Raw genomic sequence first — 25,319 nt, 5'->3', positions numbered from 1 at the left:
AAATCGAAAATTGAGGCAGCGTTGAGCCATGGGCCGTCTGATCAAATTCCTGTTGTACCTAATTTGCCTGCTTTTCATCGGCTTGGTGGCCTATGCGTATCTTGGCCCATTCTTCGGCGCCGACTTCTCGGCCCCGCAAAGCGAAATCAGCGAACCGGTAATTCTGGATGTCAACTAGGGCCGTCGTGCTGGCGCTTGCACTGACCGGCCAAGCCGCCGCACAAACCGAACAGCCGCTATCCGCGATCGACTGGCTGGAGGCGGCCCCTGACCTGTTGCCGGGGACCGTATTGCTCGAGCCGCCGGTTACCGATACGGGCCTGCAGCCCGACATCCAGGTGTCTCCGCTCGAGGCGCTGTCGCCGCCGTTGGGATTGGTGGATGGGTCAGCGACCGGTCTGCCGGTTGATCTGTGGCTGCCCAGCGATCCGGCCCGGCTGGCCGAACTCATCGCGCGCGTGCCGGTCAAATCGAACCCTGCCATGCAGCGGCTGTTGTTCACACTTTTGCTGACCGAGGCCCGCGCCCCGGCGAATTCCAATGAGCCAGACCAACTTCTGCTGGCGCGGCTGGATCGTCTGATGCAGCTGGGTGCCGCCGATCCGACGCAATCCTTGGTGCAGCTAGCCGGCCCCACCGATACGCCTGAGCGGTTCAAACGATGGTTTGACGCAACTCTATTGACCGGCGACGAAGACCGCAGCTGCACTGCGCTGATCGCGCAACCGCATTTGTCGCGGGATTATTCCGCGCAGGTCTTCTGCAAGGCTCGCAGAGGTGACTGGGCTTCGGCCGCACTGACACTCGAAGCGGCGCATGCGCTCGAATTACTGCCGCCCGAGCAACTCGATCTGCTGGATCGCTTCCTAAGCCCAGAGATGTTCGAAGGCGCCGCCTATTTGCCGCAGCCCGAAGACCCTGACCCGCTGACGTTTCGCCTGTTCGAAGCGATCGGCGAGCGACTTCCGACCGCCTCGTTGCCGCGATCCTTTGCCAATGCCGACCTGCGCGATGTTGCCGGTTGGAAGGCCCAGATCGAAGCGGCCGAGCGTCTGACCCGCATCGGCGCGCTTACGCCGAACCATCTGCTGGGCCTCTATACCGAGCGCGCGCCTGCGGCTTCGGGCGCGGTCTGGGATCGCGTCTCGGCTGTTCAGCGTTTCGAAACGGCGCTGGAGACCGGAAGCCCCGAGGCAATATCCAAGACCCTGCCGAAAGTTTGGGCAGAAATGGGTTCGGTCGGGCTCGAAGTGCCCTTTGCCGAACTGTTCGCCGAGCGCCTGATGCCGATCAAGTTGCCCGACCCGACCACCGAGAATCTGCGCTGGCGCATCCTGCTGTTGTCCGAGTTGTACGAGGATGCCGCACGATCTGCCCCCGACGGACCCGAGGCCAATGCCTTTCTGGCTGCTTTGGCATCGGGCCAACCCGAGCGTTCGAACTCGCCCTCACCGATGGCTGACGCCATTGCCGAAGGGTTTGCATGGTCGGCACCGATCCCGTCCGATATCCGCGCGATGTTGGAAGCAAACCGTCTGGGTGAGGCAATTCTTGAGGCCATGCAGATGTTCGCGCATGGCGCGCGCGGCAATCTGGTTGACCTGACTGCGGCCATCGCGGTGTTCCGGCATGTCGGCCTGGAAGACACGGCGCGCCGTGCCGCCTTGCAGTTGCTTGTTCTGAAGGGGGCCTGACAGTGTCCGCTCCGGCGACACAAGACTTGTGGATTTCCGCGTTTCTCGAGGCGCAGGCCGCAGAACTTGGGGCGGCAACCAACACTTTGCTGGCCTATGGGCGAGACTTGAAGGACTTTGCCGCGTGGCTCGGTCGGCGAAATGCCGAGTTCGAAGCCGCCGACCAGGATATGATCGAGGCCTACCTGATTGACTGTGACGCACAAGGCCTTTCGCGCGCGACCCGCGCCCGCCGCCTCTCTGCCATCAAGCAATTGTACCGTTTCGCGTTTGAAGAAGGCTGGCGTTCGACCAATCCGGCCATCCAGATCAAAGGCCCGGGACGCCAGAAAAGGCTACCCAAGACGCTGGACGTGGCAGAAGTCGACCGCCTGCTTGAGGCCGCCAGGCAAACAGGGCGCAGTACGGCAGACAAGGTGCGCAACACCTGCCTGATGGAAATTCTGTATGCGACCGGGATGCGTGTGACCGAACTTGTTTCCCTGCCGGTTTCATCCGCCCGGGGCGACCCACGCATGCTGCTGGTTCTCGGCAAAGGTGGAAAGGAGCGCATGGTGCCCTTGTCACCGCCTGCGCGCGATGCTTTGGCGGCATGGCTGACGATCCGGGACGAAGCCGAAGATGCAGCCGCCGCCAACGGAGGCCAGCGGTCCCGGTTCCTGTTTCCTTCGCGCGGAAAATCAGGGCACCTGACCCGACACCGGTTCTTTGCACTGATAAAGGAACTGGCCGTGCAAGGTGGTGTATCTCCTGACAAAGTCACGCCACACACGCTGCGCCATGCCTTTGCGACGCATCTTTTGGCCAATGGGGCCGATTTGCGTTCGATCCAGACCCTGCTTGGTCACGCCGACGTCGCGACGACAGAAATCTATACGCATGTCCTGGACGAGCGCCTGTCGGAACTGGTGTTGCAGCATCACCCGCTTGCCAAGGATGACGGTCGAGACTAGGGCCAAACCCTTGATCGCGCGCATCTGCGCCCCCATAACCATTGCATCAACAATACCTGAAACGGACCGATGGACTCTGACCCTTCTCTTCTCGATGGCGCCTTCTGGCTGACTACGGCCTCAATTCTGCTTCTGCTGGTACTCTCCGGCTTCTTCTCGGGGTCTGAAACAGCGCTGACGGCGTCTTCGCGGGGTAAACTGCGGGCGCAAGCCGACAAAGGATCGCGCGGCGCGCAAAAGGCGCTGGAGATCACTGACGACAACGAACGTCTGATCGGCTCGGTTCTGCTGGGCAACAACCTCGTCAACATCCTTGCAGCCTCGCTGGCCACGGCTTTGTTCACCCGACTTTTCGGAGAAAGCGGCGTGGCACTGGCCACCTTGGTCATGACCCTGCTTGTTCTGGTCTTTGCTGAGGTGCTGCCCAAGACCTACGCGATTACCAATGCCGAAAAAGCCGCAGCAGCGGTCGCCCCGGTGATCGGTGTCGTCGTTACGGTGTTTTCGCCGGTGGTGGCTGCCGTTCGCCTGCTGGTGCGCGGTGTACTGCGCCTGTTCGGGGTTCAGATCGACCCCGACAGCAACATCCTTGCCGTACGCGAGGAGATCGCCGGTGCTCTGCAACTGGGCCATTCCGAGGGGGTCGTCGAAAAAGAGGACCGCGACCGCATCCTGGGCGCGCTTGACCTCGGCGACCGCACGGTAGAGGAAATCATGCTGCACCGCTCGAATATCGAGATGATCGACGCGGACGCAGACCCTGAATCGATCCTGAAACAATGCCTCGAAAGCCGTCACACGCGCCTGCCGGTGTTCCGTGGCCAGCCCGAAAACATCGTGGGCGTCGTGCACGCCAAGGATCTGTTCCGTGCCATGTACGCAAAGGCAGGCGGTAGCGATGGCGGGGCGGAAAGACTGAAGTCATTTGACATCCTCAAGGTAGCAAATGACCCCTATTTCGTACCGGAGACCACCACGCTGGACGATCAGATGCGGGAATTCCTGCGCATGCACAGCCATTTTGCGCTGGTGGTAGATGAATACGGCTCGCTGCGCGGGTTGATCACGCTCGAGGACATCCTCGAAGAAATCGTCGGCGAGATTGCCGACGAATTCGACGTGGACGAAGATGTGACGGTTACGCGAACCGAAGACGGTCAGTATCTGGTCGAAGGCTCGATGACTATCCGCGACCTGAACCGTGCGATGGACTGGTCCCTGCCCGATGACGAAGCCAACACCATTGCCGGGCTGGTCATCCACGAAGCGCAGATGATTCCGACCGTCGGTCAGGTGTTCTCGTTCCACGGATTCCGGTTCGAGGTCGTCGAACGCGAGGGCAACCGGATTACCTGGTTGAAGGTGCGGCCGCTCTGACGGACGGCCGGCGGAAACGACAAACTCGGTCGTTTTCGTGACAGATACCGGCGCGGCACCCCTGCACCTTCGGGCCAGACGCAAGGAGGTGCGGATGAAAACCACGTGTCAGGTTGCCGTGATCGGCGGTGGAGTTGTCGGGTGTTCGGTGCTGTATCACCTGACCAAGCTGGGCTGGTCGGATGTGATGCTGCTGGAACGGTCGGAGCTGACCAGCGGATCGACCTGGCACGCGGCGGGCGGGTTCCACACGCTGAACGGCGACACCAACATGGCCGCGCTGCAGGGCTATACCATCAGGCTGTACAAGGAACTGGAAGAGATCACCGGCATGTCCTGTGGGCTGCACCATGTGGGCGGCATCACGCTGGCCGGCAACCAGGACCGGTTCGACATGCTGCTGGCCGAACGCGCCAAGCATCGCTTCATGGGGCTGGAAACCGGAATCGTGGGCCCCGACGAGATCAAGAAGATCGCCCCCATCACCAACACCGACGGCATCATCGGCGCGCTCTATGATCCGCTGGACGGGCACCTTGATCCCTCGGGCACGACCCACGCCTATGCCAAGGCCGCACGGATGGGCGGGGCCACGATCGAGACCCACTGCATGGTGCGCGAGACCAACCAGCGCCCCGACGGCACTTGGGACGTGGTCACCGACAAGGGCACCATCCACGCCGAGCATATCGTCAACGCCGGCGGCCTCTGGGCGCGCGAAGTGGGCGCGATGGCGGGCATCTACTTCCCTCTGCACCCGATGGAGCATCAATACCTTGTCACCGACACCATCCCCGAAATCGAGGCGATCATCGACGCGGGCGGCGAGCATCCGCACGTGATGGACCCGGCCGGTGAAAGCTATCTGCGGCAAGAAGGGCGCGGCCTGTGCATCGGGTTCTACGAACAGCCCTGCAAGCCCTGGGCCGTGGACGGAACGCCCTGGGAGTTCGGGCACGAACTGCTGCCCGACGATTTCGACAAGATCACCGACTCGATCGAGTTCGCCTATCGCCGCTTCCCGGTGCTGGCCGAGGCCGGGGTGAAATCGGTGATCCACGGCCCCTTCACCTTTGCCCCCGACGGCAACCCGCTGGTCGGGCCGGTGCCGGGTGTGCGCAACTACTGGTCGGCCTGCGGCGTGATGGCCGGGTTCAGCCAGGGCGGCGGCGTCGGCCTGACGCTGGCGCAATGGATGATCGAGGGCGAGCCCGAGCGCGACGTCTTCGCCATGGACGTGGCCCGGTTCGGCGACTGGATCACCCCGGGCTACACCCGCCCCAAGGTAATCGAGAACTATCAAAAACGTTTCTCGGTCGCCTACCCCAACGAGGAACTGCCCGCCGCCCGTCCCAACCGCACCACGCCGATGTATGACATCTTCAGCGATCTGGGCGCCGTCTGGGGCCAGCAATATGGTCTGGAAGTGCCGAACTATTTCGCGCAAGAGGGCGAGCCGGGCTATGAAACCCCGTCCTTCCGCCGCTCGGACGCCTTCGGGGCAACGGGCCGCGAAGTGCGCGCCGTGCGCAAGGGCGTGGGCATCAACGAGGTGCACAATTTCGGCAAATACCTCGTGAAAGGCCCCCGCGCCCGCGACTGGCTGGATTGGATCATGGCCGGGCGCATCCCCGCCCCGGGTCGCCTGTCGCTGACCCCGATGCTGTCGCCCAAGGGCAAGCTGATCGGGGATTTCACCGTGTCCTGCCTGGGCGAGGAAGAATTCCAGCTCACCGCCTCTTACGGCGCGCAGAACTTCCACATGCGCTGGTTCCAGCAACATCAGCAAGACGGCGTAACCGTCGAGAATATCAGCGACAAACGCAACGGCTTCCAGGTTGCCGGCCCCAAAGCCCGCGAGGTTCTGGCCGCTTGCACCCGCGCCGATTTCAGTGACATGCGCTTCATGGACGTGCGCCGGATGGTCGTCGGCATGACCGACTGCATCGTGCAGCGGGTCAGCTATACCGGCGATCTGGGGTTCGAGATCTACTGCGATCCGATGGCGCAACGCCAGCTGTGGTGGACGCTGTGGCAGGCCGGGCAACCGCACGGCATCACCCCCTTCGGCATGCGCGCGATGATGAACCTGCGGCTCGACAAGTTCTTCGGCTCGTGGATGCGCGAGTTCTCACCCGACTACACAGCCGCTGAAACCGGGCTGGACCGCTTCATCTCGTTCTCCAAGAACGTCGATTTCATCGGGCGCGCTGTCGCCGAGGCCGAGCGGGATGAAGGAACAGCCCGCAAGCTTGTGGCTTTTGAGGTCGAAGCCGAGGACGCAGATGTGAACGCCTACGAACCCATCTGGCATGACGGCGCAGTGGTTGGGTTTTGTACATCCGGCGGGTACTCGCATTTCGCACAGAAATCAGTTGCCATGGGCTTCCTGCCAACGGGACTGGCGGCCGACGGCTTGGCGGTCGACATTGAAATCCTGGGCCAGATGCGCAAGGCGCGCGTACTGACCAGTCCACTATTTGACCCTGACGGTGCGCGTATGCGGGGGTGACAGCCGTTCCGGTTGGCGGCAAGGTGGCCGGCATGGAGGATATCCCTGTCATCTTGCTGGCCGCCGGTAGCTCTCGCCGTATGGGCGGAGTGGACAAACTGATGCAAATTGTCGACGGTCAACCACTGATCCGGCGCTCGGCCGAAAACGCACGAGCTGTCGGGCCGGTCATCGTCGCCCTGCCGCCGGCGCCTCACCCGCGATACACCGCCCTGAGCGGGATGGACTTGGAGGTTGTTTCCGTTCCCGATGCGGATGAAGGCATGAATGCCAGTTTGCGCAGAGCGGTCGCGCAGCTGCCGGTATCAGTCCGGGCAGCGATGATCCTGCTGGCCGATCTGCCAGAGCTGACATCAGACGATCTGCGCGCGGTCCTCCGGTCGGTCACCGAACATCCTGACAAGCTGATCTGGCGCGGAGCGTCGTCGAACGGCGTACCAGGCCATCCTGTGATCTTCGACCGAAGTCTCCTTGCTGATCTGGCGCATTTGAGCGGAGATGGCGGCGCACAAGCCATCGTACGCGCGCATCTGGACCAGGTGCACCTGCAGCCTTTGCCGGGTCAGAACGCTATTCTGGATCTGGATACGCCCCAAGCGTGGGCCGAATGGCGCAAAAAGCAAAGATCCCAAACGTAACGCGGCCCGGTCGAGAACGACCGGGCCGGTTGCCCAAAACAGGACTACCACTTTCACCAATCCCGAAAACGCGGCCCGGATGTCGTCAAGACATCGGACCAATGTGCTGCCGAACCGAAACAAGACCCCCTCGTTAACATGCCGCTCAGCGCTTCCGGTGACTGAGATCTGCCTTCAAGCACCCCCTTGATGCTGTCAGGCCCCCCTTTCACTTGGGCACGTTCATCGTCACCGATAAGTTCAGTGCAAACAACGTAAAATTGGTTGAATCGGTTAATTTTGCCGGATTCGTGATGGTATTTCCGCAACAACGCGCGTCACGAAAATCTACCCAAGGTTGTTCGTGCGCTTTACCATTGCTGACCTACGACAAGAATTTTTTAGCGCTAAACGATCAAAATGACATTTTTGCAAAGACCTATTAGAAAAATACCACCTTCTGAAAGGGCGGTGGCGCAACCTGTGAGTGTCCCCAAAAATTCGGTCAAAAACCGCCGCCGGACTGTTAACAAATTTGATTCAATTCAATGCTTTTGCGAATTTGACCCTCATTTCGGCAACAATCCACCGATTCGACCGGCAACTCCCACGGCCGATTCCCGGGATTGCGAGCGCTACCAGACGCCTGCAATGTGGCAAAATTAAGATTTATTAATTGATCAGTCAGAAAACGCAAAGACTGGCGGCTCATGTTCCCTGCAAAGCGCACATCAACAAGCGCCGAACCAAGGAGACCTAGTCAACATGAGCATCCGCAAATCCCCCCTTATTCTTCCTCGCACCTCAGGGCTGTTTGGCGCCACCGCGCTGAGCGCGGCGTTGCTGGCCGCGACCGCCATTCCGTCGCAGGCCGACGAAGCCCTGGCGGATCTGGTCGAGACCGTTTCACCGTCCGTGGTAACCGTCATTGCCTCGATTGACGCGGCCCCGTCGCCAGCGAGCGGCCAGGAGTTTGACTTCGAAGGCCAGCCTTTTGGTGAGTTCTTCAAACGTTTCGGGATTCCCGAAGGCTTTGACGCCCCGCGCCGTGGCCCCAGTCAGGGCCTCGGGTCCGGGTTCGTACTGGATGAAGATGGTTATATCATCACCAACCACCACGTCGTCGACAAAGCCAGCAAGATCACCGTGCGCCTGAACGACGATCGCTCGTACGAGGCTGAAGTTGTGGGGACCGATCCCCTGACCGATATCGCGCTGCTCAAGATCGACGCGGATGAGGCGCTTCAGCCGGTCCCGCTGGGGGATAGCGACGACATCCGCGTGGGTGAAGACGTGGTCGCCATCGGCAACCCGTTCGGCCTGAGTTCGACCGTCACGACCGGCATCGTGTCCGCCAAGGGACGCAATATCTCGGAAGGCCCCTACGCTGAATTCATTCAGACCGATGCGGCCATCAACAAAGGCAACTCGGGCGGTCCCCTGTTCAACATGGACGGCGAAGTCGTCGGGGTGAACTCGGCCATCTATTCGCCCAGTGGCGGTTCGGTCGGACTGGGCTTTGCCGTGACTTCGAACATCGTCGAACACATCGCTGCGGACCTGCGTGACGATGGCCAGGTCAGCCGTGGCTGGCTGGGTGTCTCGATCCAGAACATCAGCCCCGAGCTGGCAGCAGCGATGGGTGTCGATGGCACTGTCGGCGCACTGGTGTCCGAGGTTCTGCCGGACAGCCCCGCTCAAGGCGTGCTGCAACAGGGCGACGTGATCATCGCCTTCAATGGCGAACAGGTCGACTCGAGCAGTGAACTGCCGGTGCTTGTTGGCACCACAGCCGTCGGAACCGACAGCAAGGTCACCGTCCTGCGCAATGGCAAGGAAGAGACCCTGAACGTCACGATCGGGCAGCATTCGGCCCAAATGGCGGCAAACGCGGAAACGACCGATGACGCCGTGGCGGGCAAGACGCTGGGTGTCACCGTAGCACCGCTGTCCGAAGCGACTCGTGCGCAGATCGGAGTTCCCGAGAACGTGCACGGTGTGGTCGTGACTTCGCTCAAGCCGGACAGCCCGGCGGCTAAGGCCGGTCTGCGGCAGGGCGACGTGATCGTGAAGCTGGGCAACCAGGATGTGGAAACACCCGAGGCGCTCAAATCCGCGCTCGAAGATCAGAAGACCGATCCGGCGCTGATGCTGATCAACCGCGGCGGCAATCAGATCTTCGTCGCCGTCGAGATCGCCTGACCTGCGTCCCGCGCGCACCGCATGATGGGGATATCCGGTGCGCGCATCTCCTGACGGACACGATTTGTCCACGTGCTGTCGGGATTGCCGGGTGCGGATTTCGCACCCGGCAGTTTTTTTACCTGTCCATACGTGATTATATCCTGAGTGAAAGGAAATCCGACCATGAGCAGACGTCTGTTGATCGTTGAGGATGATGAAGACACGCGGGACTTCATCGCCAAGGGATTTGGCGAGGAAGGTTATGTCGTCGAATGTGCCGAAGACGGCCGCGAAGGTTTGTACCACGCGACCGACGGCGGATTTGACGCGGTCGTTCTGGACAGGATGCTGCCCGGGCTGGACGGGCTGGCCCTGATCAAGTCGATGCGCGCCGCCGGGGTCAAGACACCGGTTCTGATGCTGACAGCCATGAGCGCCGTGGACGAGCGGGTGAAAGGGCTGCATGCGGGCGCCGACGACTATCTGGTCAAGCCCTTCTCATTTCAGGAACTTCATGCCCGGATCGAAGCTCTGTTGCGCCGACCTCAGGAATCCGAGGAAACCCCGACTCTCAAGTGCCGCGACCTTGAAATGGATCTGCTGACCCGAAAGGTCACGCGCAACGGTCGCGAGATCACCCTGACGCCCAGAGAGTTCCAGATTCTGGAATTCTTCCTTCGGCGGAAAAACCGGGTGGTGTCGAGGACGATGCTTCTCGAAGGTGTCTGGGACTATCATTTCGACCCGAACACAAACGTCGTCGACGTTCACATTTCCAAACTGCGTCGGCAATTGGATGAAGGTGGTGAACCACCACTGATCGAAACCGTGCGCGGGGCCGGTTACATGGTTTCTGATGGTTAAGTCGCCCTTGTCGTTCAAGGACTCCAGGACACGGTTGGTGCTGGCGAGCATGGTGCTCAGTACTCTGCTGACCGCGGCCGTATTGTTGCTGGTCTATATCACCGCCAACCGCACGATCGAAGGCGAAACCCGATCTGTCGTGTCCGCCGAACTGACCGGGCTGGCGGACGAGTACGAACGCCTGGGGCTAGTCGGCCTGATGGTGGCCATCGAACGCCGGCTTCCGACCGCGTCCGAGCGTGATGCGCTTTATCTGTTGGCTGACCGCTCGGGAAAAACCTTGGCCGGCAACCTCAAGCGATGGCCCGAAGGCATCGCCGCTGGCAGTGGGTGGGTGGATCTGGAACTGCGCAGAACCGAGACGGATCAGCTGGTCCCGATCTCCGCCGCATCGATCTTGCTGCCCGGCGGCGAACGGCTGTTGGTGGGCCGCGACGCCCTCGCCCGTCAGCAGTTCGACCGGGTGCTGTTTCATTCGGTGGCGCTGGCCCTGGGCGCGGCCCTTGCGCTGAGCATTCTGACCGGTTGGCTTTTGACCCGTCTGGTGTTTTCGCGGCTGAAGGATATCGCCGACACCGCAGAAACCATCGTGTCCGGCGACCTGTCCCAACGAATGCCACAGCGTGGCACCGGCGACGAGTTCGACCAGATGGCAGGCACATTGAACAACATGCTGGACCGGATCGAAGAGTTGGTTAGCAACTTGCGCACCACGTCAAATTCGATCGCGCATGATCTGCGGTCACCTCTGTCCCGGTTGAAGCAGCGGGTGGTCGCCTTGGCCGAGCCAGGCAAAAGCGACCTGGATCGTGAGGTCGACATCGCCCGGGCAACGGCCGAAATCGATCACGTGTTGCGGGTTCTCGGGCAGCTGACCGAGATCTCACGCGCCGAGGCCGGGCTGGGGCGGGAGCAGTTTGAACCTGTGGACCTTGAGCGCTTGGTCAACGATGCCGTGGAGTTGTACGAACCGGTCGCGGCCGACAAGGATGTGCGCCTCGAGGTCACGGGTCGGGCAGCTCCGATCATGGGGCACCGCCCTTTGCTGTCGCAGGCCCTGTCGAACCTTCTGGAAAACGCCATGCGCTATGCTCCTGAAGGAACTGCAATTTCCATCGAACTGCGCGAAGACGGCCCGTTTGCCCTGCTGAGTGTCCGCGACCGCGGCCCGGGCGTGCCGGCCGAGATGCTGTCGCAGCTTCAACTGCCCTTCGTCACGCTCGATCCCGCGCGGTCGGACCGAAACTCAGGCCTCGGACTGGCTTTGGTGGCGGCCATCACCCGCATGCATGGCGGGGGCTTCAGTGCCCAGAATGCGGATCCCGGGCTGAAGGCAGTTCTGAAGCTGGCGCAAAAACCCTAGGTTAACGCCCCACCCCTTTTGTCGATCAAAGGGACGCGGGCAAGGAAGCATATCCGCGGAACCGCATACGCCCACCTCTGACACGTTCATCGGACAGTTGGAAATCTGGGAACCGTGTCACGAACCGCGACAGGGCGACCCGCCCTTCAAGGCGCGCAAGTGTAAGACCTGCGCAAACGTGCGGCCCACCGGCAAAGGCAAGGTGACGGTTCGGTTTGCGCGAAATGTCGAACAAACCCGGGTCTGGGAACACGGCCGGATCCCTGTTTGCAGCGCCGATACACAGATGAAGGTTGGTGCCCTTGGCAATCGGACACCCGTCAATCACGATGTCAGCCGTCGTTTCCCGGTTGCCGAACTGGTTGGGTGAACGGAACCGCAAAACCTCTTCGACCGCCGTATTGATCAGGCTTGGATCATCCATAAGCCGCTGACGCTGCTCCGGGTGGTCATGCAGCAAGGCCAACCCGTTTCCGATCAGGTTCGTCGTGGTCTCATGACCCGCATTCAGAATGAAGATGCAATTCTGAAGCAACTCGATTTCACTCAACTTTTCGTCGGCCCCTTCACCGCGGATCAACCGCGTCAGGACGTCGGTTTCGGGGTCGCCGGGCGTGGCCCTGCGCCGGGCCACCAGATCGGCCAGATACTCCTTGAAGTCCCGAACGGCCGCGTGGCCGTCTTCGAGTTGCTTGGTAGTTAATGCCGGTTCGAGCGCCCCAAGAATGGCGAGTGACCAGTCGCGCAGCGGTTCGCGCTCGTCCACCGGTACGTCCAGAAGGTTTCCGATGATCTGGATCGGGATGGTGGCGGCATAGTCTTCGATCAGATCCACTTGCCGCTTGTCTTCCAGACGATCTAGCAAACGATCGACGGTCTGGATCAAACCGGGCTCCATCCGGGCGATGGCGCGCGGGGTCAGGGCCGAAGTCATGATTTTGCGAACCCGCGTGTGCAATGGCGGATCCGAGAACACAAGCGAGGTGGTGTGATGCTCGAACAATGGTGATCCCGGACCGAACTTTGGTCCGAACACGGCCTTTTTGTCGGACGAGTACAGGGTCGTGTCCCGATAGATCCGGTCCAGATCAGCGTGCCGCGACAATAGAACCGAGCCATCGGGCTGCGCCAGAACCGGCGTCGAAGACAGCAGCGCATCATAAAACGGGAAGGGATTGTCGATGAAGCCCTCAGGCGGGTTCATCAGGTCCAGATTGCTGATGTCGCTTGTCAATTCCTTCCCCCTCCTGCACGGACCCGTCGCTCAATGCCTAGCGCAACGGAAATCGTCGCACAACGTTCCCGCGGGCAGTGACAGCACGCCCCGGCAAAGCTAAGAAAGAAACATGCCCAAACCTGTGTCTTCCATCCGCAACCTTGGACCTGCTTTCGAAGAGGCCTGTGCCCGTGCGGGCATCCACTCGGCCGAAGAGTTGCGCGAGCTTGGTGCCGATGCAGCTTATGCCCGGCTGATACAGGCCGGAACCCGGCCCCATTTCATCGGCTATTACGTGTTGGTCATGGGCTTGCAAGGCCGCCCCTGGAACGATTGCAAAGGCGAAGAAAAGAAAGCCTTGCGCGCAAGGTTCGATGCTTTGAAATCATCAACGAACCGGGCTCCGGCGTCCCGCATCATCGCGGATCTGGATGCCATCGGTATACGTGTCGGCCCCGACGATCTGAAATCCGTCTGATCAACAAAAAACCGCGCCCGAAATCGGACGCGGCAATCTCGACAGGTATCGTGGTGCGGCTTAGCCGACCAGTTCGATGCCCGAGAAGAAATATGCGATCTCAACCGCTGCGGTTTCCGGCGCGTCCGAGCCGTGAACCGAGTTCTCACCGACGGACTCGGCGAACTCGGCGCGGATGGTGCCCGGTGCCGCATCGGCGGGGTTGGTTGCACCCATGACTTCGCGGTTCTTGGCGATGGCGTTTTCGCCCTCCAGAACCTGAACGACAACCGGTGCCGACGACATGAACTCGCACAGTTCGTCATAGAACGGACGCTCGGCATGAACTTCGTAGAACTTGCCGGCTTGTTCCTTGGTCATGTGGATGCGCTTCTGCGCGACGATGCGCAGGCCGGCTTCCTCGAACTTGGCGTTGATCTTGCCGGTCAGGTTGCGGCGGGTTGCATCGGGCTTGATGATCGAAAAAGTGCGTTCCAGTGCCATATCGGGCCTCTCCTTGGTCTGACGGCGCGGGCTGGGCCGCGCGAAATTCATCGCGCGCCGCCTAACACGGTATTTCGCCCGTGAAAAGTGGAATGATGGCGCGATCGCGCCTTTGGGCGTCAGATTGCGTCGGGAAGCGGGTCCCGTGCATCCACCCAACGGACATACAGAACGGCCAAAAGGCCCAGAAAGCTGCTGCCTGCCATCATCGACAGAACCAGATACGGGCCGTTTTCAGGGCTGACCGCGGCTCCGGTGATTGAAGTGATGACCGCACCGAGCGCGACGATCAAAGCGCCCGACAGGCCCGCCGCGCTGCCGGCCAGTTGCGGTCGAACCGACATGACGCCCGCAGACGCGTTGGCGTTCGTCAAACCGTTTCCAAAACCAACAAAGATGGCTGATCCAAAAAACACCCAGACCGACCCCATCCCCCCTAGAAACAGCAACAGCCCGCAGAACGGCCCAACCGAGGCGATGATGCGTCCGGCCAGAATCATCGTCGTCAGCCGAGTCCGCGCGGCGATCCGACCGGTCACGAAATTGCCGACCATGAAACCGCCGGTGATGATCCCGATCCCCAGGCCCAGTGTCGCGGGGCTCAGATCGAACCAGGCGGCGGCCACCAGGGGCGCTCCGGTGATGAAACTGTAGAACCCCCCGATCGAGAATGCCGCGCACAACGCATAGCCCCAGAACCGCCGGGCACGGAACAGGTGCGGGTATTCGCGTATCTGTGCGGCGAAAGTGGCGGACCGGTTGTGGTTGGTCTCGCCCATATCCGCCCAGAGCAGCGTCAGCAGCGCCGCCCCTGCAACCGTGTAAAAGACGAACCCGGCCCGCCACCCGAACAGCATGTCCAAAGTGCCGCCCAGCATCGGGCCCAGCATCGGCGCCAAAGCCATTGCCATGGCGACATATCCCAGCTTGCTCGCGGCCTCGTTGGGCGGAAACTGGTCGCGGATCGACGCGGCAGACAGCACCGAGCCCCCAACCACGGCGGCCTGCATCAGACGGAACCCCAGAAAGGTCCAGATCGACTCCGCCAGAACACAGCCAAGTGACGCCGTTACAAAGACCGCCATGCAGGTCAAAAGAACCGGCCTGCGCCCGAACCGGTCGGACATTGGCCCAAGGATCAGTTGCAGCACGGCGGACACGGCCAGATAGGCCGCGATTGACAGGTTCACCAGCGCATAATCCGCCCGAAAATCGACCGCCATGTTCGCAAGCGACGGAAGGAACATGTTCAACGACAGCACGGACAGACCGGTCGCCAGAACAAGGGGCACCAAAGAGGGTGGAGTTTGTGCCGCCCGCATCTCAACATCCGAATTTCGTTCATCTGCAAAAGCGCTAGCACAGCGCATGTGGTTTGCACATGGCTTGCGTCTGGCGGTGCCAGTATCGCTCTGCTAAGAGCGGCCCATGCTACGGATCGAAAACATCACCTATTCGGTCGAAGGCCGCCCTCTGTTCGAGGGCGCCAGCGCGACCATTCCCGAAGGCCACAAGGTGGGTCTGGTCGGCCGCAACGGCACCGGCAAGACCACTCTGTTCCGCCTGATCCGGGGCGAGTTGGCGCTGGAATCGGGCAGCATCACCCTGCCCCGCCGCGCGCGGATCGGCGGCGTGTCACAAGAGGTACCCTCGTCCAATGTGTCGCTGATCGACACGGTCCTCGCCGCCGATACCGAGCGCAGCGCCCTGATGGCCGAGGCGCAGCAGGCCACCGACCCCGACCGGATTGCCGAGATTCAGACCCGGCTGGCCGATATCGACGCCTGGTCGGCCGAGGCCCGCGCGGCCACGATCCTCAAGGGGTTGGGCTTTGACGATGCAGATCAGCAGCGGCCCTGTTCCGATTTCTCGGGTGGCTGGCGGATGCGGGTCGCTCTGGCGGCGGTTCTTTTCTCACAGCCCGACCTGCTGCTGCTGGACGAACCGACCAACTATCTGGACCTTGAAGGCGCGCTGTGGCTGGAAAGCTATCTGGCGAAATATCCGCATACGGTCATCGTCATCAGCCACGACCGGGGCCTGCTGAACCGGGCGGTCGGCTCGATCCTGCATCTGGAAGACCGCCAGCTGACCTATTACGCGGTCCCTTATGACAAGTTCGCCGAACGTCGCGCCGAACGTCTGGCCCAGGCCGAGGCCGAAAACGCCAAGGCCAAGGCCCGCATCGCCCATCTGCAAAGCTTCGTTGACCGGTTCCGCTACAAGGCGTCCAAGGCCGTTCAGGCACAATCGCGGCTGAAGATGATCGAACGGATCCAGTTGATCTCGACCCCGCAGGAGGCCGCCTTGCGCGCCTTCTCGTTCCCCGAGCCCGAGGAACTGTCGCCCCCGATCATTCAGATTGAGGGCGGCGTCACCGGCTATGGCGACACCGAGGTGCTGCGCCGTCTGAACCTGCGCATCGATCAGGACGACCGGATCGCGCTGTTGGGGAAGAACGGTCAGGGAAAATCGACCCTGTCCAAGCTGCTGTCGGACCGGTTGCCCCTGATGGCCGGCAAGATGACCCGCAGCGGCAAGCTGCGCATCGGGTATTTCGCCCAGCATCAGGTGGATGAGTTGCATGTGGACGAGACACCGCTTGATCACCTGCGGCGCCTGCGCCCGACCGAGACCCCGGCCCAGCTGCGCGCGCGTCTGGCCGGGTTCGGGCTGGGCGCGGATCAAGCCGAAACCGAGGTGGGCCGGCTTTCAGGCGGCCAGAAAGCGCGCCTGTCGCTACTGATCGCCACGATCGAAGCGCCGCACATGCTGATCCTCGACGAGCCGACCAACCATCTGGACATCGAAAGCCGCGAGGCCCTGGTCGAGGCGCTGACCGCCTATTCCGGCGCGGTGGTTCTGGTCAGCCACGACATGCACCTGCTGGGGCTGGTGGCCGATCGGCTGTGGTTGGTCTCGGACGGCACGGTCAAACCCTTTGACGGCGACCTGGAAGCCTATCGCCAGATGCTGCTGGCCCGCGACAAGCCGCCGGCGCGGGAAAAACCGGCCGCCAAACCCAAACGTGCCTCTCGCGACACCATACTGGCGCTGCGAGCTGACCTGAGGAAATGCGAGGAACGGCTGGAGAAATTGACGGACATGCACGAAAAGCTCTCGGCCAAATTGTCCGACCCGGCCTTGTACGAAGATGACCGGATCGCTGATCTGGAAACCTGGAACCGAAAATTCGCCGAGGTGGTCGAGGCCATGTCCCGCGCCGAGGCGCTGTGGGTCGCCGCCGCCGAGCGGCTGGAAAGCGCAGAGGCCGCCGCATGATCGAAATGGCATTCTTCATAACCGCGTTCACAACCCTGTTCGTTGTGATCGATCCCTTTGGCACCGCACCGATCTTCGTCGCGCTGACACAAGGAATGGACCCGGCCACCCGTCGCCGCGTCGCCTATCGCACGTGCCTGACCGCTTCGGGCATCCTTATCGCCTTCGCTGCTTTCGGAGAGGCGGTTCTCGGCTTTGTCGGCATCTCGATGGAGGCCTTCAAGGTCGCTGGCGGCGCATTGCTGTTTCTGACCGCGCTCGACATGCTGTTCGAGCGGCGCAACAAGCGGCGCGAGGACCGTGCGGAAGAGGAAGAGCACCCTGACCCCTCGGTCTTTCCGCTGGCCATTCCTCTGGTGGCCGGTCCCGGATCGATCGCAACGATCATCCTTCTGGCCGGTGAGCACCCCGGCATTCAGGGCATCGCTGCCGCTGTCGGCGTGATGCTTGCCGTGATGGCGGTTGTATTGCTGTTCTTCCTGTCCAGCGGCCTGATCGCGCGCATTCTGGGCAAGACCGGCCTGACCGTGCTGACCCGCCTTCTGGGCATGTTGCTGGCCGCGCTGTCGGTTCAGTTCATTCTTGACGGGCTCAAGGCCTTTGGGTTCGCGTCCTGAAGCCCCATATTGACCTTATGAAAGAAGGTTTCGGGTGCCCGCATGGATGGTAACGATTTTGGACGGTTGGCCTATCTGGTTCTGCTGGGAGCCGCACTGCTGATGTGGTTCTTCACTCACAATCGGCAGTCGTTGGGCAAGACCCTGCAGATGGCCATGGCCTGGGTCTTCATCTTCATCGGGATCATTGCCGTTGTCGGCCTTTGGGGCGATATCCGCTCGACCGTTGGCGTATCTCCGCAGATGTCCGTGACCGGAGATGTGATCGAAGTGCCCCGCTCGTTCGACGGACATTATTACTTGCCGATGCTGGTGAATGGCAAACCGGTGACTTTCCTGGTTGATACCGGAGCCAGTCAGATCGTGCTGAGCCCGCAGGATGCGGAGCGCGTCGGGTTCGATACCGATCAGCTGACCTTTCACGGGCGTGCCTCGACCGCAAATGGGGTGGTCCAGACTGCGCCTGTGCGCCTCGACAGTCTGGCGTTGGGGCCCATCACAGACCGAAATGTTCCGGCATGGATCAACGGAGGAGATCTTGACCAGTCCCTGCTGGGCATGGATTACCTGCACCGTTTTTCCAACATCCAGTTTTCTGACGGCCGGATGATCCTGTCGCGCTGAACGGCGGCTTTCGGCATTGAGAACAAAGTGCGAACATGCTAGCATTCGGCCATGTCCACGCATCTTCTTGGCCGCAAACCGGCGCGCGCGGCGCCGGGGCTGACCCTGCATGATGAGATTTCGCTGCAACTGGCCCGCGTGCACGAGGCCTGCGGCCCCGCGCGGCGCAGCTTTGCCATGTGGCTGGCCGGTCAGGCGCAGGGGCCGGTTCTGTGGATCTCGCCCGCGTGGGAGGCCGATCAGCTGAACCCCGACGGCATGATGCCCTTTGCCGATCCTGCCCGGTTCCTGTTCGTCCGCCCCACCCGGGCCGAGGACCTGCTGTGGTGCATCGAAGAGGCGCTGCGCAGCGGGGCGGTTCCGCTGGTGATCGGCGACCTGCCGGGGGCACCGGGCCTGACGCCGGTGCGCCGGATGCATCTGGCCGCCGAACAGGGGGGCACGATGGGTCAGGCCCCGCTGGGGCTGCTGCTGACCCCGGGCGACGGCGGCGCGCAGGGCATCGAGACGCGCTGGCACATGGCCCCGGCGCACACGGGCCAGACCCGCCGCTGGACCCTGACCCGCCGCCGCGCCCGCGCCCTGCCCCCGGTCAGCTGGCACGCCACCCAGACCGCGCCGCGCACCGGGCTGCACCTGCAACGGATCGGCGCCGAGGAAACCTGCGCCTGACCGACCGGGCATGGATCACGCAAGTTGTGACTGGTCAAACCGCATCCCGCCCCCTAGCGTGCCGAAATGACTCACCCGATCCACGACAGCCGCTATTCCTGGCTTCGCCTTCTGGTCACGCTGGCCATCGCGGCGGTGGCAAATGTGGGCATGTGGGCGGTGATCGTGGTGATGCCCGCGATCGAGACCCAGTTCGGCGCCAGCCGGGCCGAGGCCTCGATGCCCTATACGCTGGCCATGATCGGATTTGCGCTTGGCAACATGTGGCTGGGTCAGGTGGTGGACCGGCTGGGCGTGACCAAAGCGCTGATCGGTGCCGCAGGCCTCAGCGCGCTCAGCTATCTGCTGGCGACATGGGCGCCGACGATCACGATGCTGTCGGTGGCGCATCTGCTGCTGGGCCTGGGCACCGCCGTCGGGTTCGGCCCGCTGATCGCCGACATCTCGCACTGGTTCCTGCGCCGACGAGGGATCGCCGTGGCGCTGGTGGCCAGCGGAAACTATCTGTCCGGAGCGATCTGGCCCACGCTCCTGTCCGGTATCCTTGCCCGCGACGGGTGGCAGCAGGTCTATCTGACATTGGCGGTCATCACCCTGATCGTGGTCATCCCGCTGTCGCTGCTGCTGCGCCGGCAGGTCCCGGCCGAGGCGCATGGCACCGCCGCAGCCGCCGCGCAGATCAACGCGCGCAGCGTCGGCCTGTCGCCGCGGACCCTGCAATATGTGCTGGGCCTCGCCGGAATCGGCTGCTGCGTCGCCATGTCGATGCCGCAGGTCCACATCGTCTCCTACTGCGTAGGGTTGGGCTATGGCCCGGCGGTCGGGGCCGAGATGCTGTCGCTCATGCTGATGGGCGGTGTCGTCAGCCGGATCATCTCGGGGCTGGTCGCAGACAAGCTGGGCGGCGTTCACACGTTGCTGATCGGGTCGATCCTGCAATGCATCGCCCTGTTCCTGTTCCTGCCTTATGACGGAATGGTGTCGCTCTATGTCATCAGCCTGTTGTTCGGACTGGCGCAGGGCGGCATCGTGCCCAGCTATGCGCTGGTCGTCCGAGAATACATGCCCCCGCAAGAAGCCGGCGCGCGCGTCGGTTTCGTCATGATGATGACGATCATGGGCATGGCGCTGGGTGGTTGGATGTCCGGCTGGATCTATGACGTGACCGGGCAGTATGAACTGGCCTTCGTGAACGGCATCCTGTGGAACGGGCTGAACATCGCCATTATTGCAACACTGTTGATGCGCTCGCGGCCGCGCCAGGGGCGGGTTCCGGCATGAGCCGCCTGACCCGCCGAACTCTGGTACTGGCGGGGCTGGCATCGCTGCCCTTGGTGCGGCACGCCGTGGCCGCCCCGGTTCCGTATATACTTGAAACACAAGGTACATTGATCGAATTCACATTCGGTCTGGCTGGCTCGGCCCAGACCGGCACCATGCCGATCCAGACCGCTGACGTTCTGGTGGACACGAAAAACCTGCGCAACAGCATGGTCGACGTCGTCCTGAATGTCGCCGAGGCACGCACGAAACTGCCGTTTGCACGCGGCCCGATGCTAAGCCGATCCGTGTTGGACGCTGCGCAGTTTCCATCAATCCACTTCGTCTCGACGGCCGTCAGCCTTGGCCCTGGCGGACGCATTTCCGACGGGGCAACCGTCACCGGCGATTTGACGGTGCGCGACGTGACCCGCCCGATCACTCTTGATGCCGCGCTCTATCGCCCGCCGGGTTCCGCAAAGGACGATCTGAACCGGCTGTTCATCCATTTGACCGGCGCGTTGAACCGGAACGATTTCGGCGCCACCGGCTATGCGGACCTGGTCGACGAAACTGTGGGATTGAACATACGAACCGAAATTCGCAGAAAACCCTGAAACTGGCGGAAAACGACACCACAAAGTCGAATAGCCGCGCGCATCGTCATACGCCATTCGGACATCTACTGGACCCATGCGTACCATCATCTCATTCGCCGCCCTTTTTCTTTCGGTCATTCTATTGCAGCTTTCCACGGGCGGCGTGGGTCCGCTGGACGCTATATCCGGCCTGACGCTGGGGTTTTCAACTGAACAGATCGGCCTTTTGGGCTCGGCTCACTTCTTGGGTTTTTTTGCGGGATGCTGGTGGGCGCCAAGGCTGATGGGATCCATCGGGCACTCGCGCGCCTTTGCGGTCTGCACGGCTCTGGGCGCGATGGGTCTGATTGGCCACACGCTGACCGAAAACCCCTATGCCTGGGCCGCGCTGCGCATTGCCTCGGGCACCTGCGTGGCGGGTTGTTATACCGTCATCGAGGCCTGGCTGAACGCCAAAGTCACCAACGAAACCCGCGGCCGCGCCATGGGCACATATCGGTTGGCCGATATGGGAGCCTCTCTCAGCGCGCAGTTGATCATCGCCGTTCTGCCGCCTGCCTCATATGTCTCTTACAACCTGCTGGCCATCCTGTGCTGTGCCTCGTTGCTGCCGCTGACCCTGACGCGCGCCAGCCAGCCCGAAACTCCGGACGCACCGCGTTTGCGGCCCAAGCTGGCCTGGCATTGCTCGCCCTTGGCGGTGGCTGGAGTGATCGTCTCGGCCATCAGCTCTGCTTCGTTCCGGATGGTTGGTCCCGTCTACGGACAAGAGGTTGGGCTGGGCGTCGATCAGATCGCATTCTTTCTGGCCGCCTTTGTACTGGGCGGCGCGCTGGCGCAGTATCCGGTCGGGTGGCTGGCCGACAAGTACGACCGGCGCTGGGTGCTGATCTGGATGTCGATTGCCGCCGTTGTCAGTTGCAGTATCACCATGGCCGCCAGCGGCACGGGCACCGTCGGCGTCATGCTGGCTGCCGGGTTGTTCGGAATAACGACCTTTCCGATCTTCTCGATCTCATCCGCGCATGCCAACGACTTCGCTACCACCGAGCAGCGGGTGGAACTTTCGGCGGCGCTGATGTTCTGGTATGCGCTGGGGGCTATCGCCTCGCCCTATGTTTCCTCGACGCTGATCGAGCAATTCGGCCCCGGCGCGCTGTTTGCCTTCGTGGCATTGGGCCACGCGGTTCTGATCGTGTTTGGACTGGCCCGGATGCGCTCGCGCCCGACGCCCGAGGAACGCACCAACTACGTCTACGCGCCGCGCACGTCCTTCACCATCGGCCGCCTGCTGAAACGCTCGCGCGAAGGGCGATAGCATTCTGGGGCTGGGATTTCCCGATCCGGTTTGATAGAGCGCGCGCAGACAGTTAGGCGGAAACCAAACATGGCTCGGATTCTCATTACCTCGGCAATTCCCTACATCAACGGGATCAAGCACCTTGGCAACCTGATCGGCTCGCAGCTGCCGGCGGATCTGTTCGCGCGCTACCAGCGCGGCCGCGGAAACGAGGTCATGTTCTTGTGTGCCACCGACGAACACGGCACCCCGGCCGAACTGGCCGCCGCCAAGGCGGGTAAGCCGGTGGCCGAATACTGCGCCGAGATGCACGAGGTGCAGGCCGACATCGCCAAACGCTTTGGCCTCAGCTTCGATCACTTCGGCCGGTCGTCCAGCCCGCAGAACCACAAGCTGACCCAGCATTTCGCCGGCAAGCTGGCCGAGGCCGGGCTGATCCGCGAAGTGACCGAAAAGCAGGTCTATTCCAACGCCGACGGCCGTTTCCTACCCGACCGCTATATCGAGGGCACCTGCCCCAACTGCGGCTACGAAAAGGCGCGCGGCGACCAGTGCGAAAACTGCACCAAGCAGCTGGATCCGACCGACCTGATCGACCCGCGCAGCGCGATTTCCGGCTCGACCGACCTTGAGGTGCGCGAGACCAAGCACCTGTATCTGCGCCAGTCGGCGATGAAGGATCAGCTGGACGCCTGGATCGACGGCAAGACTGACTGGCCGGTGCTGACCACCTCGATCGCCAAGAAATGGCTGCATGACGGCGACGGCCTGCAGGACCGCGGCATCACCCGTGACCTGGACTGGGGCATCCCGGTCAAGAAGGGCGACGAGGACTGGCCCGGCATGGAGGGCAAGGTCTTCTACGTCTGGTTCGACGCGCCGATCGAATACATCGCCTGCGCCAAGGAATGGGCCGACGCCCACGGCAAGTCGGATGCGGAATGGGAACGCTGGTGGCGCACCGACAAGGGCGCCGACGACGTGCGTTACGTGCAGTTCATGGGCAAGGACAACGTGCCGTTCCACACCCTGTCCTTCCCGGCCACCATCCTCGGCTCGGGTGAGCCGTGGAAGCTGGTCGATCACCTGAAGTCGTTCAACTATCTGAACTATGACGGCGGACAGTTCTCGACCAGCCAGGGCCGCGGCGTCTTCATGGACCAGGCGCTGGACATCCTGCCCGCCGACTACTGGCGCTGGTGGCTGCTGAGCCATGCGCCCGAAAGCAGCGACAGCGAATTCACCTGGGAGAACTTCCAGCAATCGGTCAACAAGGACCTGGCGGACGTGTTGGGCAATTTCGTCAGCCGGATCACCAAGTTCTGCCGCTCGAAATTCGGTGAAGAGGTTCCGTCCGGTGGCGAATACGGTGAACGCGAACAGGCGCTGATCGAGGAACTGACCAAGCGCATTCGCGCCTACGAGGCGCACATGGAGGCGATGGAGGTCCGCAAATCGGCGCAGGAACTGCGTGCGATCTGGGTTGCGGGCAACGAATACCTGCAGGCCGCCGCGCCTTGGTCCACCTTCAAGGAAGACCCGGAACAAGCCGCCGCGCAGGTGCGGCTGGGCCTGAACCTGATCCGGCTTTATGCAGTACTCAGCGCGCCGTTCATCCCTGAAACTTCGGCCAGAATGCTGAGCGCGATGAACACGCTCGATACCAGCTGGCCCGAGGACGTGGAGGCCGCGCTGAGCGCCCTGCCCGCCGGACACGCGTTCACGGTGCCGGACGTTCTGTTCGCCAAGATCACCGACGAACAGCGCGAAGATTGGCAAACACGCTTTGCCGGAGTGCGGAGCTGAATACAGCAAGGGGGCCGGCGGCCCCCTTTTTTTCAGCCAACTGACCCGACCGATCCGATGAAATCGTCGGACGAAATTGGTTCGACGGCCGAGACATCCTCGGACAGGGTTCGAGCGTTTAAAATTCAAATACTTGAGAATTTTCAACAATGCCTCCATCCTGACTTGGAGTTTAGTCGACTCGGGCTTCAGGAACGGTCCGGCTCGACCCAAATCCCGGTTTGAATGAGGCACTCGCAATGACCGTTGAAAAGACGCTTACCCACACGACCAGCAATCGAACGCTCTCGCGTCTCGGCCTTTGCGCGACACTGCTGGCATGCCTTGCGTTTACACCGGTCGCATTTGCCCAGGATCAGTCGGATGCACCGCCGCCCAAGGTTTCGATTGCGGCCGCATACACACAGGAAATCACCGAGGAGGCTGTTTTTATCGGGCGGGCCGAAGCCACGGACAACGTGGACATCATCGCACGAGTCAGCGGCTTCCTGGAAAGCCGGAATGTCGAAGAAGGCTCGTTGGTCAACGAGGGTGATCTGCTGTTTACCATTGAGCCCGACCTGTACCAGGCCACGCTGGACGCCCGAAAAGCGGATCTTGATCGGGCCGAAGCCAATCTGGAACTGGCCAAGGTCGACCTGGCCCGCAAGGAAGAACTGTACAGGCGCGACGCAACGCCGGAATCCGAGCGCGACATTGCCCGCGCGAACGAGCTGGTGGCCGAAGCCGAAGTCAAAGCGGCCAACGCAGCCATTCAACAGGCGCAGCTTGATCTGGACTACACACAGATACACGCCCCGTTTTCCGGTCGGATCGGTCGGATCAGCACCAGCGTCGGCGACGTGGTCGGCCCCAACACCGAACCGCTGGTCAACCTGATCAGCGAAGCGCCGATCTACGTGAATTTCTCGTTGAATGAAAAGCAGTTCACCTCCGTTCTTCAGACGGTTGGTGAGACGGCCTCCACCCTCGCTGAAAGCAACAAGAGCCCGATTGTCCGGCTTACGCTGCCCAATGGTACTGAGCTGGAGGAAACCGGCAAGATCGTGTTCGTGGACAACCGGATCGATCCGTTGACCGGCGCGATCACCTTGCGCGCCGAGTTTGCAAACGACAAACGTCTGATCGTGGATGGCGCCTTTCTGAACGTTCACATCGAAGCGCTTGAACCCACGCTTGAAGTGCTGATCCCTCAAGCTGCCCTGCAGCGGGATCAACGCGGAGAGTTCGTCCTGGTGGTCAACGACAAGCAGATGGTCGAACAGCGCTACATCACGACCGGCGAAACGGTCGGCTCTGCCGTGATCGTCAAGGAAGGTCTGCGTGATGGCGAAAGCGTCATCGTGGAAGGGCTGCAAAGGGTGCGCCCGGGTGTTGCCGTTGACGCCGTTGTCGCCTCTGAACAGCCGGGAGAATAA

General features: G+C 62.0%; 22 protein-coding genes. 19 read left to right on the top strand and 3 right to left on the bottom strand.

What is annotated here, in order from left to right:
* The first annotated feature begins 28 nt into the window (after positions 1 to 28).
* The 9 genes from ACR0IR_RS04515 to ACR0IR_RS04475 all read left to right on the top strand — a co-directional run bounded on the left by ACR0IR_RS04515 (position 29) and on the right by ACR0IR_RS04475 (position 11,564).
* Positions 29 to 178: a hypothetical protein gene (locus ACR0IR_RS04515; protein ID WP_170338962.1), complete on the top strand. Its 150-nt coding sequence runs from the start codon at positions 29 to 31 to the stop codon at positions 176 to 178.
* Positions 168 to 1,694 (top strand): hypothetical protein, encoded by a 1,527-nt coding sequence (locus tag ACR0IR_RS04510; RefSeq protein WP_480778978.1) that lies wholly within the window; start codon positions 168 to 170, stop codon positions 1,692 to 1,694. Before ACR0IR_RS04515 ends, ACR0IR_RS04510 begins: the two co-directional genes overlap by 11 nt.
* Before the next feature lie 2 nt (positions 1,695 to 1,696).
* Positions 1,697 to 2,647: a site-specific tyrosine recombinase XerD gene (locus ACR0IR_RS04505; protein ID WP_170357594.1), complete on the top strand. Its 951-nt coding sequence runs from the start codon at positions 1,697 to 1,699 to the stop codon at positions 2,645 to 2,647.
* A 69-nt stretch (positions 2,648 to 2,716) separates the two neighbouring features.
* Entirely contained in the window at positions 2,717 to 4,024 is a 1,308-nt protein-coding gene (locus tag ACR0IR_RS04500) for an HlyC/CorC family transporter (protein WP_170339536.1), read from the top strand.
* Between the two features lie 94 nt (positions 4,025 to 4,118).
* Positions 4,119 to 6,536: a GcvT family protein gene (locus ACR0IR_RS04495; protein WP_170363626.1), complete on the top strand. Its 2,418-nt coding sequence runs from the start codon at positions 4,119 to 4,121 to the stop codon at positions 6,534 to 6,536.
* Between the two features lie 32 nt (positions 6,537 to 6,568).
* Entirely contained in the window at positions 6,569 to 7,174 is a 606-nt protein-coding gene (locus ACR0IR_RS04490; protein WP_170363627.1) for a nucleotidyltransferase family protein, read from the top strand.
* A 744-nt stretch (positions 7,175 to 7,918) separates the two neighbouring features.
* Entirely contained in the window at positions 7,919 to 9,355 is a 1,437-nt protein-coding gene (locus tag ACR0IR_RS04485) for a DegQ family serine endoprotease (protein ID WP_170363628.1), read from the top strand.
* Positions 9,356 to 9,520: 165 nt separating this feature from the next.
* Positions 9,521 to 10,201 (top strand): response regulator transcription factor, encoded by a 681-nt coding sequence (locus ACR0IR_RS04480; protein WP_093961855.1) that lies wholly within the window; start codon positions 9,521 to 9,523, stop codon positions 10,199 to 10,201.
* A gap of 37 nt (positions 10,202 to 10,238) precedes the next feature.
* Positions 10,239 to 11,564 carry a sensor histidine kinase gene (locus tag ACR0IR_RS04475; RefSeq protein WP_367647656.1) on the top strand — a complete coding sequence of 442 codons (1,326 nt, stop codon included), beginning with the start codon at positions 10,239 to 10,241 and terminating at the stop codon, positions 11,562 to 11,564.
* Between the two features lie 25 nt (positions 11,565 to 11,589).
* On the opposite strand, the gene ACR0IR_RS04470 is transcribed toward ACR0IR_RS04475, so the two are convergent.
* Positions 11,590 to 12,768: a cytochrome P450 gene (locus ACR0IR_RS04470; RefSeq protein WP_170363875.1), complete on the bottom strand. Its 1,179-nt coding sequence runs from the start codon at positions 12,766 to 12,768 to the stop codon at positions 11,590 to 11,592.
* 142 nt (positions 12,769 to 12,910) lie between these two features.
* On the opposite strand from ACR0IR_RS04470, the gene ACR0IR_RS04465 reads away from it, so the two are divergent.
* Positions 12,911 to 13,258: a TfoX/Sxy family protein gene (locus ACR0IR_RS04465; protein ID WP_170363630.1), complete on the top strand. Its 348-nt coding sequence runs from the start codon at positions 12,911 to 12,913 to the stop codon at positions 13,256 to 13,258.
* Between the two features lie 60 nt (positions 13,259 to 13,318).
* On the opposite strand, the gene ndk is transcribed toward ACR0IR_RS04465, so the two are convergent.
* On the bottom strand, positions 13,319 to 13,741 hold the full coding sequence (ndk, locus tag ACR0IR_RS04460) for a nucleoside-diphosphate kinase (protein WP_027237357.1): 423 nt from the start codon (positions 13,739 to 13,741) through the stop codon (positions 13,319 to 13,321).
* Between the two features lie 119 nt (positions 13,742 to 13,860).
* On the bottom strand, positions 13,861 to 15,063 hold the full coding sequence (locus ACR0IR_RS04455; RefSeq protein ID WP_170363631.1) for a multidrug effflux MFS transporter: 1,203 nt from the start codon (positions 15,061 to 15,063) through the stop codon (positions 13,861 to 13,863).
* A gap of 106 nt (positions 15,064 to 15,169) precedes the next feature.
* On the opposite strand from ACR0IR_RS04455, the gene ACR0IR_RS04450 reads away from it, so the two are divergent.
* The 9 genes from ACR0IR_RS04450 (at position 15,170) to ACR0IR_RS04410 (ending at position 25,319) form a co-directional block, all read left to right on the top strand.
* A complete protein-coding gene (locus tag ACR0IR_RS04450) occupies positions 15,170 to 17,023 on the top strand; it encodes an ABC-F family ATP-binding cassette domain-containing protein (protein ID WP_170363632.1) in 1,854 nt (617 codons plus the stop codon).
* Positions 17,020 to 17,640 (top strand): MarC family protein, encoded by a 621-nt coding sequence (locus ACR0IR_RS04445; protein WP_093961850.1) that lies wholly within the window; start codon positions 17,020 to 17,022, stop codon positions 17,638 to 17,640. Before ACR0IR_RS04450 ends, ACR0IR_RS04445 begins: the two co-directional genes overlap by 4 nt.
* 42 nt (positions 17,641 to 17,682) lie before the next feature.
* Positions 17,683 to 18,264, top strand: coding sequence for a retropepsin-like aspartic protease family protein (locus ACR0IR_RS04440; RefSeq protein WP_093961849.1), 582 nt, complete (start codon positions 17,683 to 17,685; stop codon positions 18,262 to 18,264).
* A gap of 51 nt (positions 18,265 to 18,315) precedes the next feature.
* A complete protein-coding gene (locus ACR0IR_RS04435; protein WP_170363633.1) occupies positions 18,316 to 18,936 on the top strand; it encodes an ImuA family protein in 621 nt (206 codons plus the stop codon).
* A 66-nt stretch (positions 18,937 to 19,002) separates the two neighbouring features.
* Entirely contained in the window at positions 19,003 to 20,217 is a 1,215-nt protein-coding gene (locus ACR0IR_RS04430; protein WP_170339548.1) for an MFS transporter, read from the top strand.
* Complete coding sequence (locus ACR0IR_RS04425; RefSeq protein WP_170363634.1) at positions 20,214 to 20,813, top strand: YceI family protein; 600 nt, start codon at positions 20,214 to 20,216, stop codon at positions 20,811 to 20,813. Before ACR0IR_RS04430 ends, ACR0IR_RS04425 begins: the two co-directional genes overlap by 4 nt.
* Before the next feature lie 76 nt (positions 20,814 to 20,889).
* Positions 20,890 to 22,113, top strand: coding sequence for an MFS transporter (locus ACR0IR_RS04420; RefSeq protein ID WP_170363635.1), 1,224 nt, complete (start codon positions 20,890 to 20,892; stop codon positions 22,111 to 22,113).
* A 69-nt stretch (positions 22,114 to 22,182) separates the two neighbouring features.
* A complete protein-coding gene (gene metG / locus ACR0IR_RS04415) occupies positions 22,183 to 23,901 on the top strand; it encodes a methionine--tRNA ligase (protein ID WP_170357585.1) in 1,719 nt (572 codons plus the stop codon).
* Between the two features lie 239 nt (positions 23,902 to 24,140).
* On the top strand, positions 24,141 to 25,319 hold the full coding sequence (locus tag ACR0IR_RS04410) for an efflux RND transporter periplasmic adaptor subunit (RefSeq protein ID WP_170363636.1): 1,179 nt from the start codon (positions 24,141 to 24,143) through the stop codon (positions 25,317 to 25,319).

Source organism: Ruegeria sp. CF2, assembly GCF_056537385.1.
Note: the sequence above shows the minus strand (reverse complement) of the source record. Positions and strands in the feature narration are given on the sequence as shown.

Bases quoted from the DNA above. Each gene is read 5' to 3' on its own strand.
- ACR0IR_RS04515 (WP_170338962.1), top strand. From the start codon at position 29: ATGGGCCGTCTGATCAAATTCCTGTTGTACCTAATTTGCCTGCTTTTC.
- ACR0IR_RS04510 (WP_480778978.1), top strand. From the start codon at position 168: ATGTCAACTAGGGCCGTCGTGCTGGCGCTTGCACTGACCGGCCAAGCC.
- ACR0IR_RS04500 (WP_170339536.1), top strand. From the start codon at position 2,717: ATGGACTCTGACCCTTCTCTTCTCGATGGCGCCTTCTGGCTGACTACG.
- ACR0IR_RS04495 (WP_170363626.1), top strand. From the start codon at position 4,119: ATGAAAACCACGTGTCAGGTTGCCGTGATCGGCGGTGGAGTTGTCGGG.
- ACR0IR_RS04490 (WP_170363627.1), top strand. From the start codon at position 6,569: ATGGAGGATATCCCTGTCATCTTGCTGGCCGCCGGTAGCTCTCGCCGT.
- ACR0IR_RS04485 (WP_170363628.1), top strand. From the start codon at position 7,919: ATGAGCATCCGCAAATCCCCCCTTATTCTTCCTCGCACCTCAGGGCTG.
- ACR0IR_RS04480 (WP_093961855.1), top strand. From the start codon at position 9,521: ATGAGCAGACGTCTGTTGATCGTTGAGGATGATGAAGACACGCGGGAC.
- ACR0IR_RS04470 (WP_170363875.1), bottom strand. From the start codon at position 12,768: ATGAACCCGCCTGAGGGCTTCATCGACAATCCCTTCCCGTTTTATGAT.
- ACR0IR_RS04465 (WP_170363630.1), top strand. From the start codon at position 12,911: ATGCCCAAACCTGTGTCTTCCATCCGCAACCTTGGACCTGCTTTCGAA.
- ndk (WP_027237357.1), bottom strand. From the start codon at position 13,741: ATGGCACTGGAACGCACTTTTTCGATCATCAAGCCCGATGCAACCCGC.
- ACR0IR_RS04455 (WP_170363631.1), bottom strand. From the start codon at position 15,063: ATGCGGGCGGCACAAACTCCACCCTCTTTGGTGCCCCTTGTTCTGGCG.
- ACR0IR_RS04450 (WP_170363632.1), top strand. From the start codon at position 15,170: ATGCTACGGATCGAAAACATCACCTATTCGGTCGAAGGCCGCCCTCTG.
- ACR0IR_RS04445 (WP_093961850.1), top strand. From the start codon at position 17,020: ATGATCGAAATGGCATTCTTCATAACCGCGTTCACAACCCTGTTCGTT.
- ACR0IR_RS04440 (WP_093961849.1), top strand. From the start codon at position 17,683: ATGGATGGTAACGATTTTGGACGGTTGGCCTATCTGGTTCTGCTGGGA.
- ACR0IR_RS04435 (WP_170363633.1), top strand. From the start codon at position 18,316: ATGTCCACGCATCTTCTTGGCCGCAAACCGGCGCGCGCGGCGCCGGGG.
- ACR0IR_RS04430 (WP_170339548.1), top strand. From the start codon at position 19,003: ATGACTCACCCGATCCACGACAGCCGCTATTCCTGGCTTCGCCTTCTG.
- ACR0IR_RS04425 (WP_170363634.1), top strand. From the start codon at position 20,214: ATGAGCCGCCTGACCCGCCGAACTCTGGTACTGGCGGGGCTGGCATCG.
- ACR0IR_RS04420 (WP_170363635.1), top strand. From the start codon at position 20,890: ATGCGTACCATCATCTCATTCGCCGCCCTTTTTCTTTCGGTCATTCTA.
- metG (WP_170357585.1), top strand. From the start codon at position 22,183: ATGGCTCGGATTCTCATTACCTCGGCAATTCCCTACATCAACGGGATC.
- ACR0IR_RS04410 (WP_170363636.1), top strand. From the start codon at position 24,141: ATGACCGTTGAAAAGACGCTTACCCACACGACCAGCAATCGAACGCTC.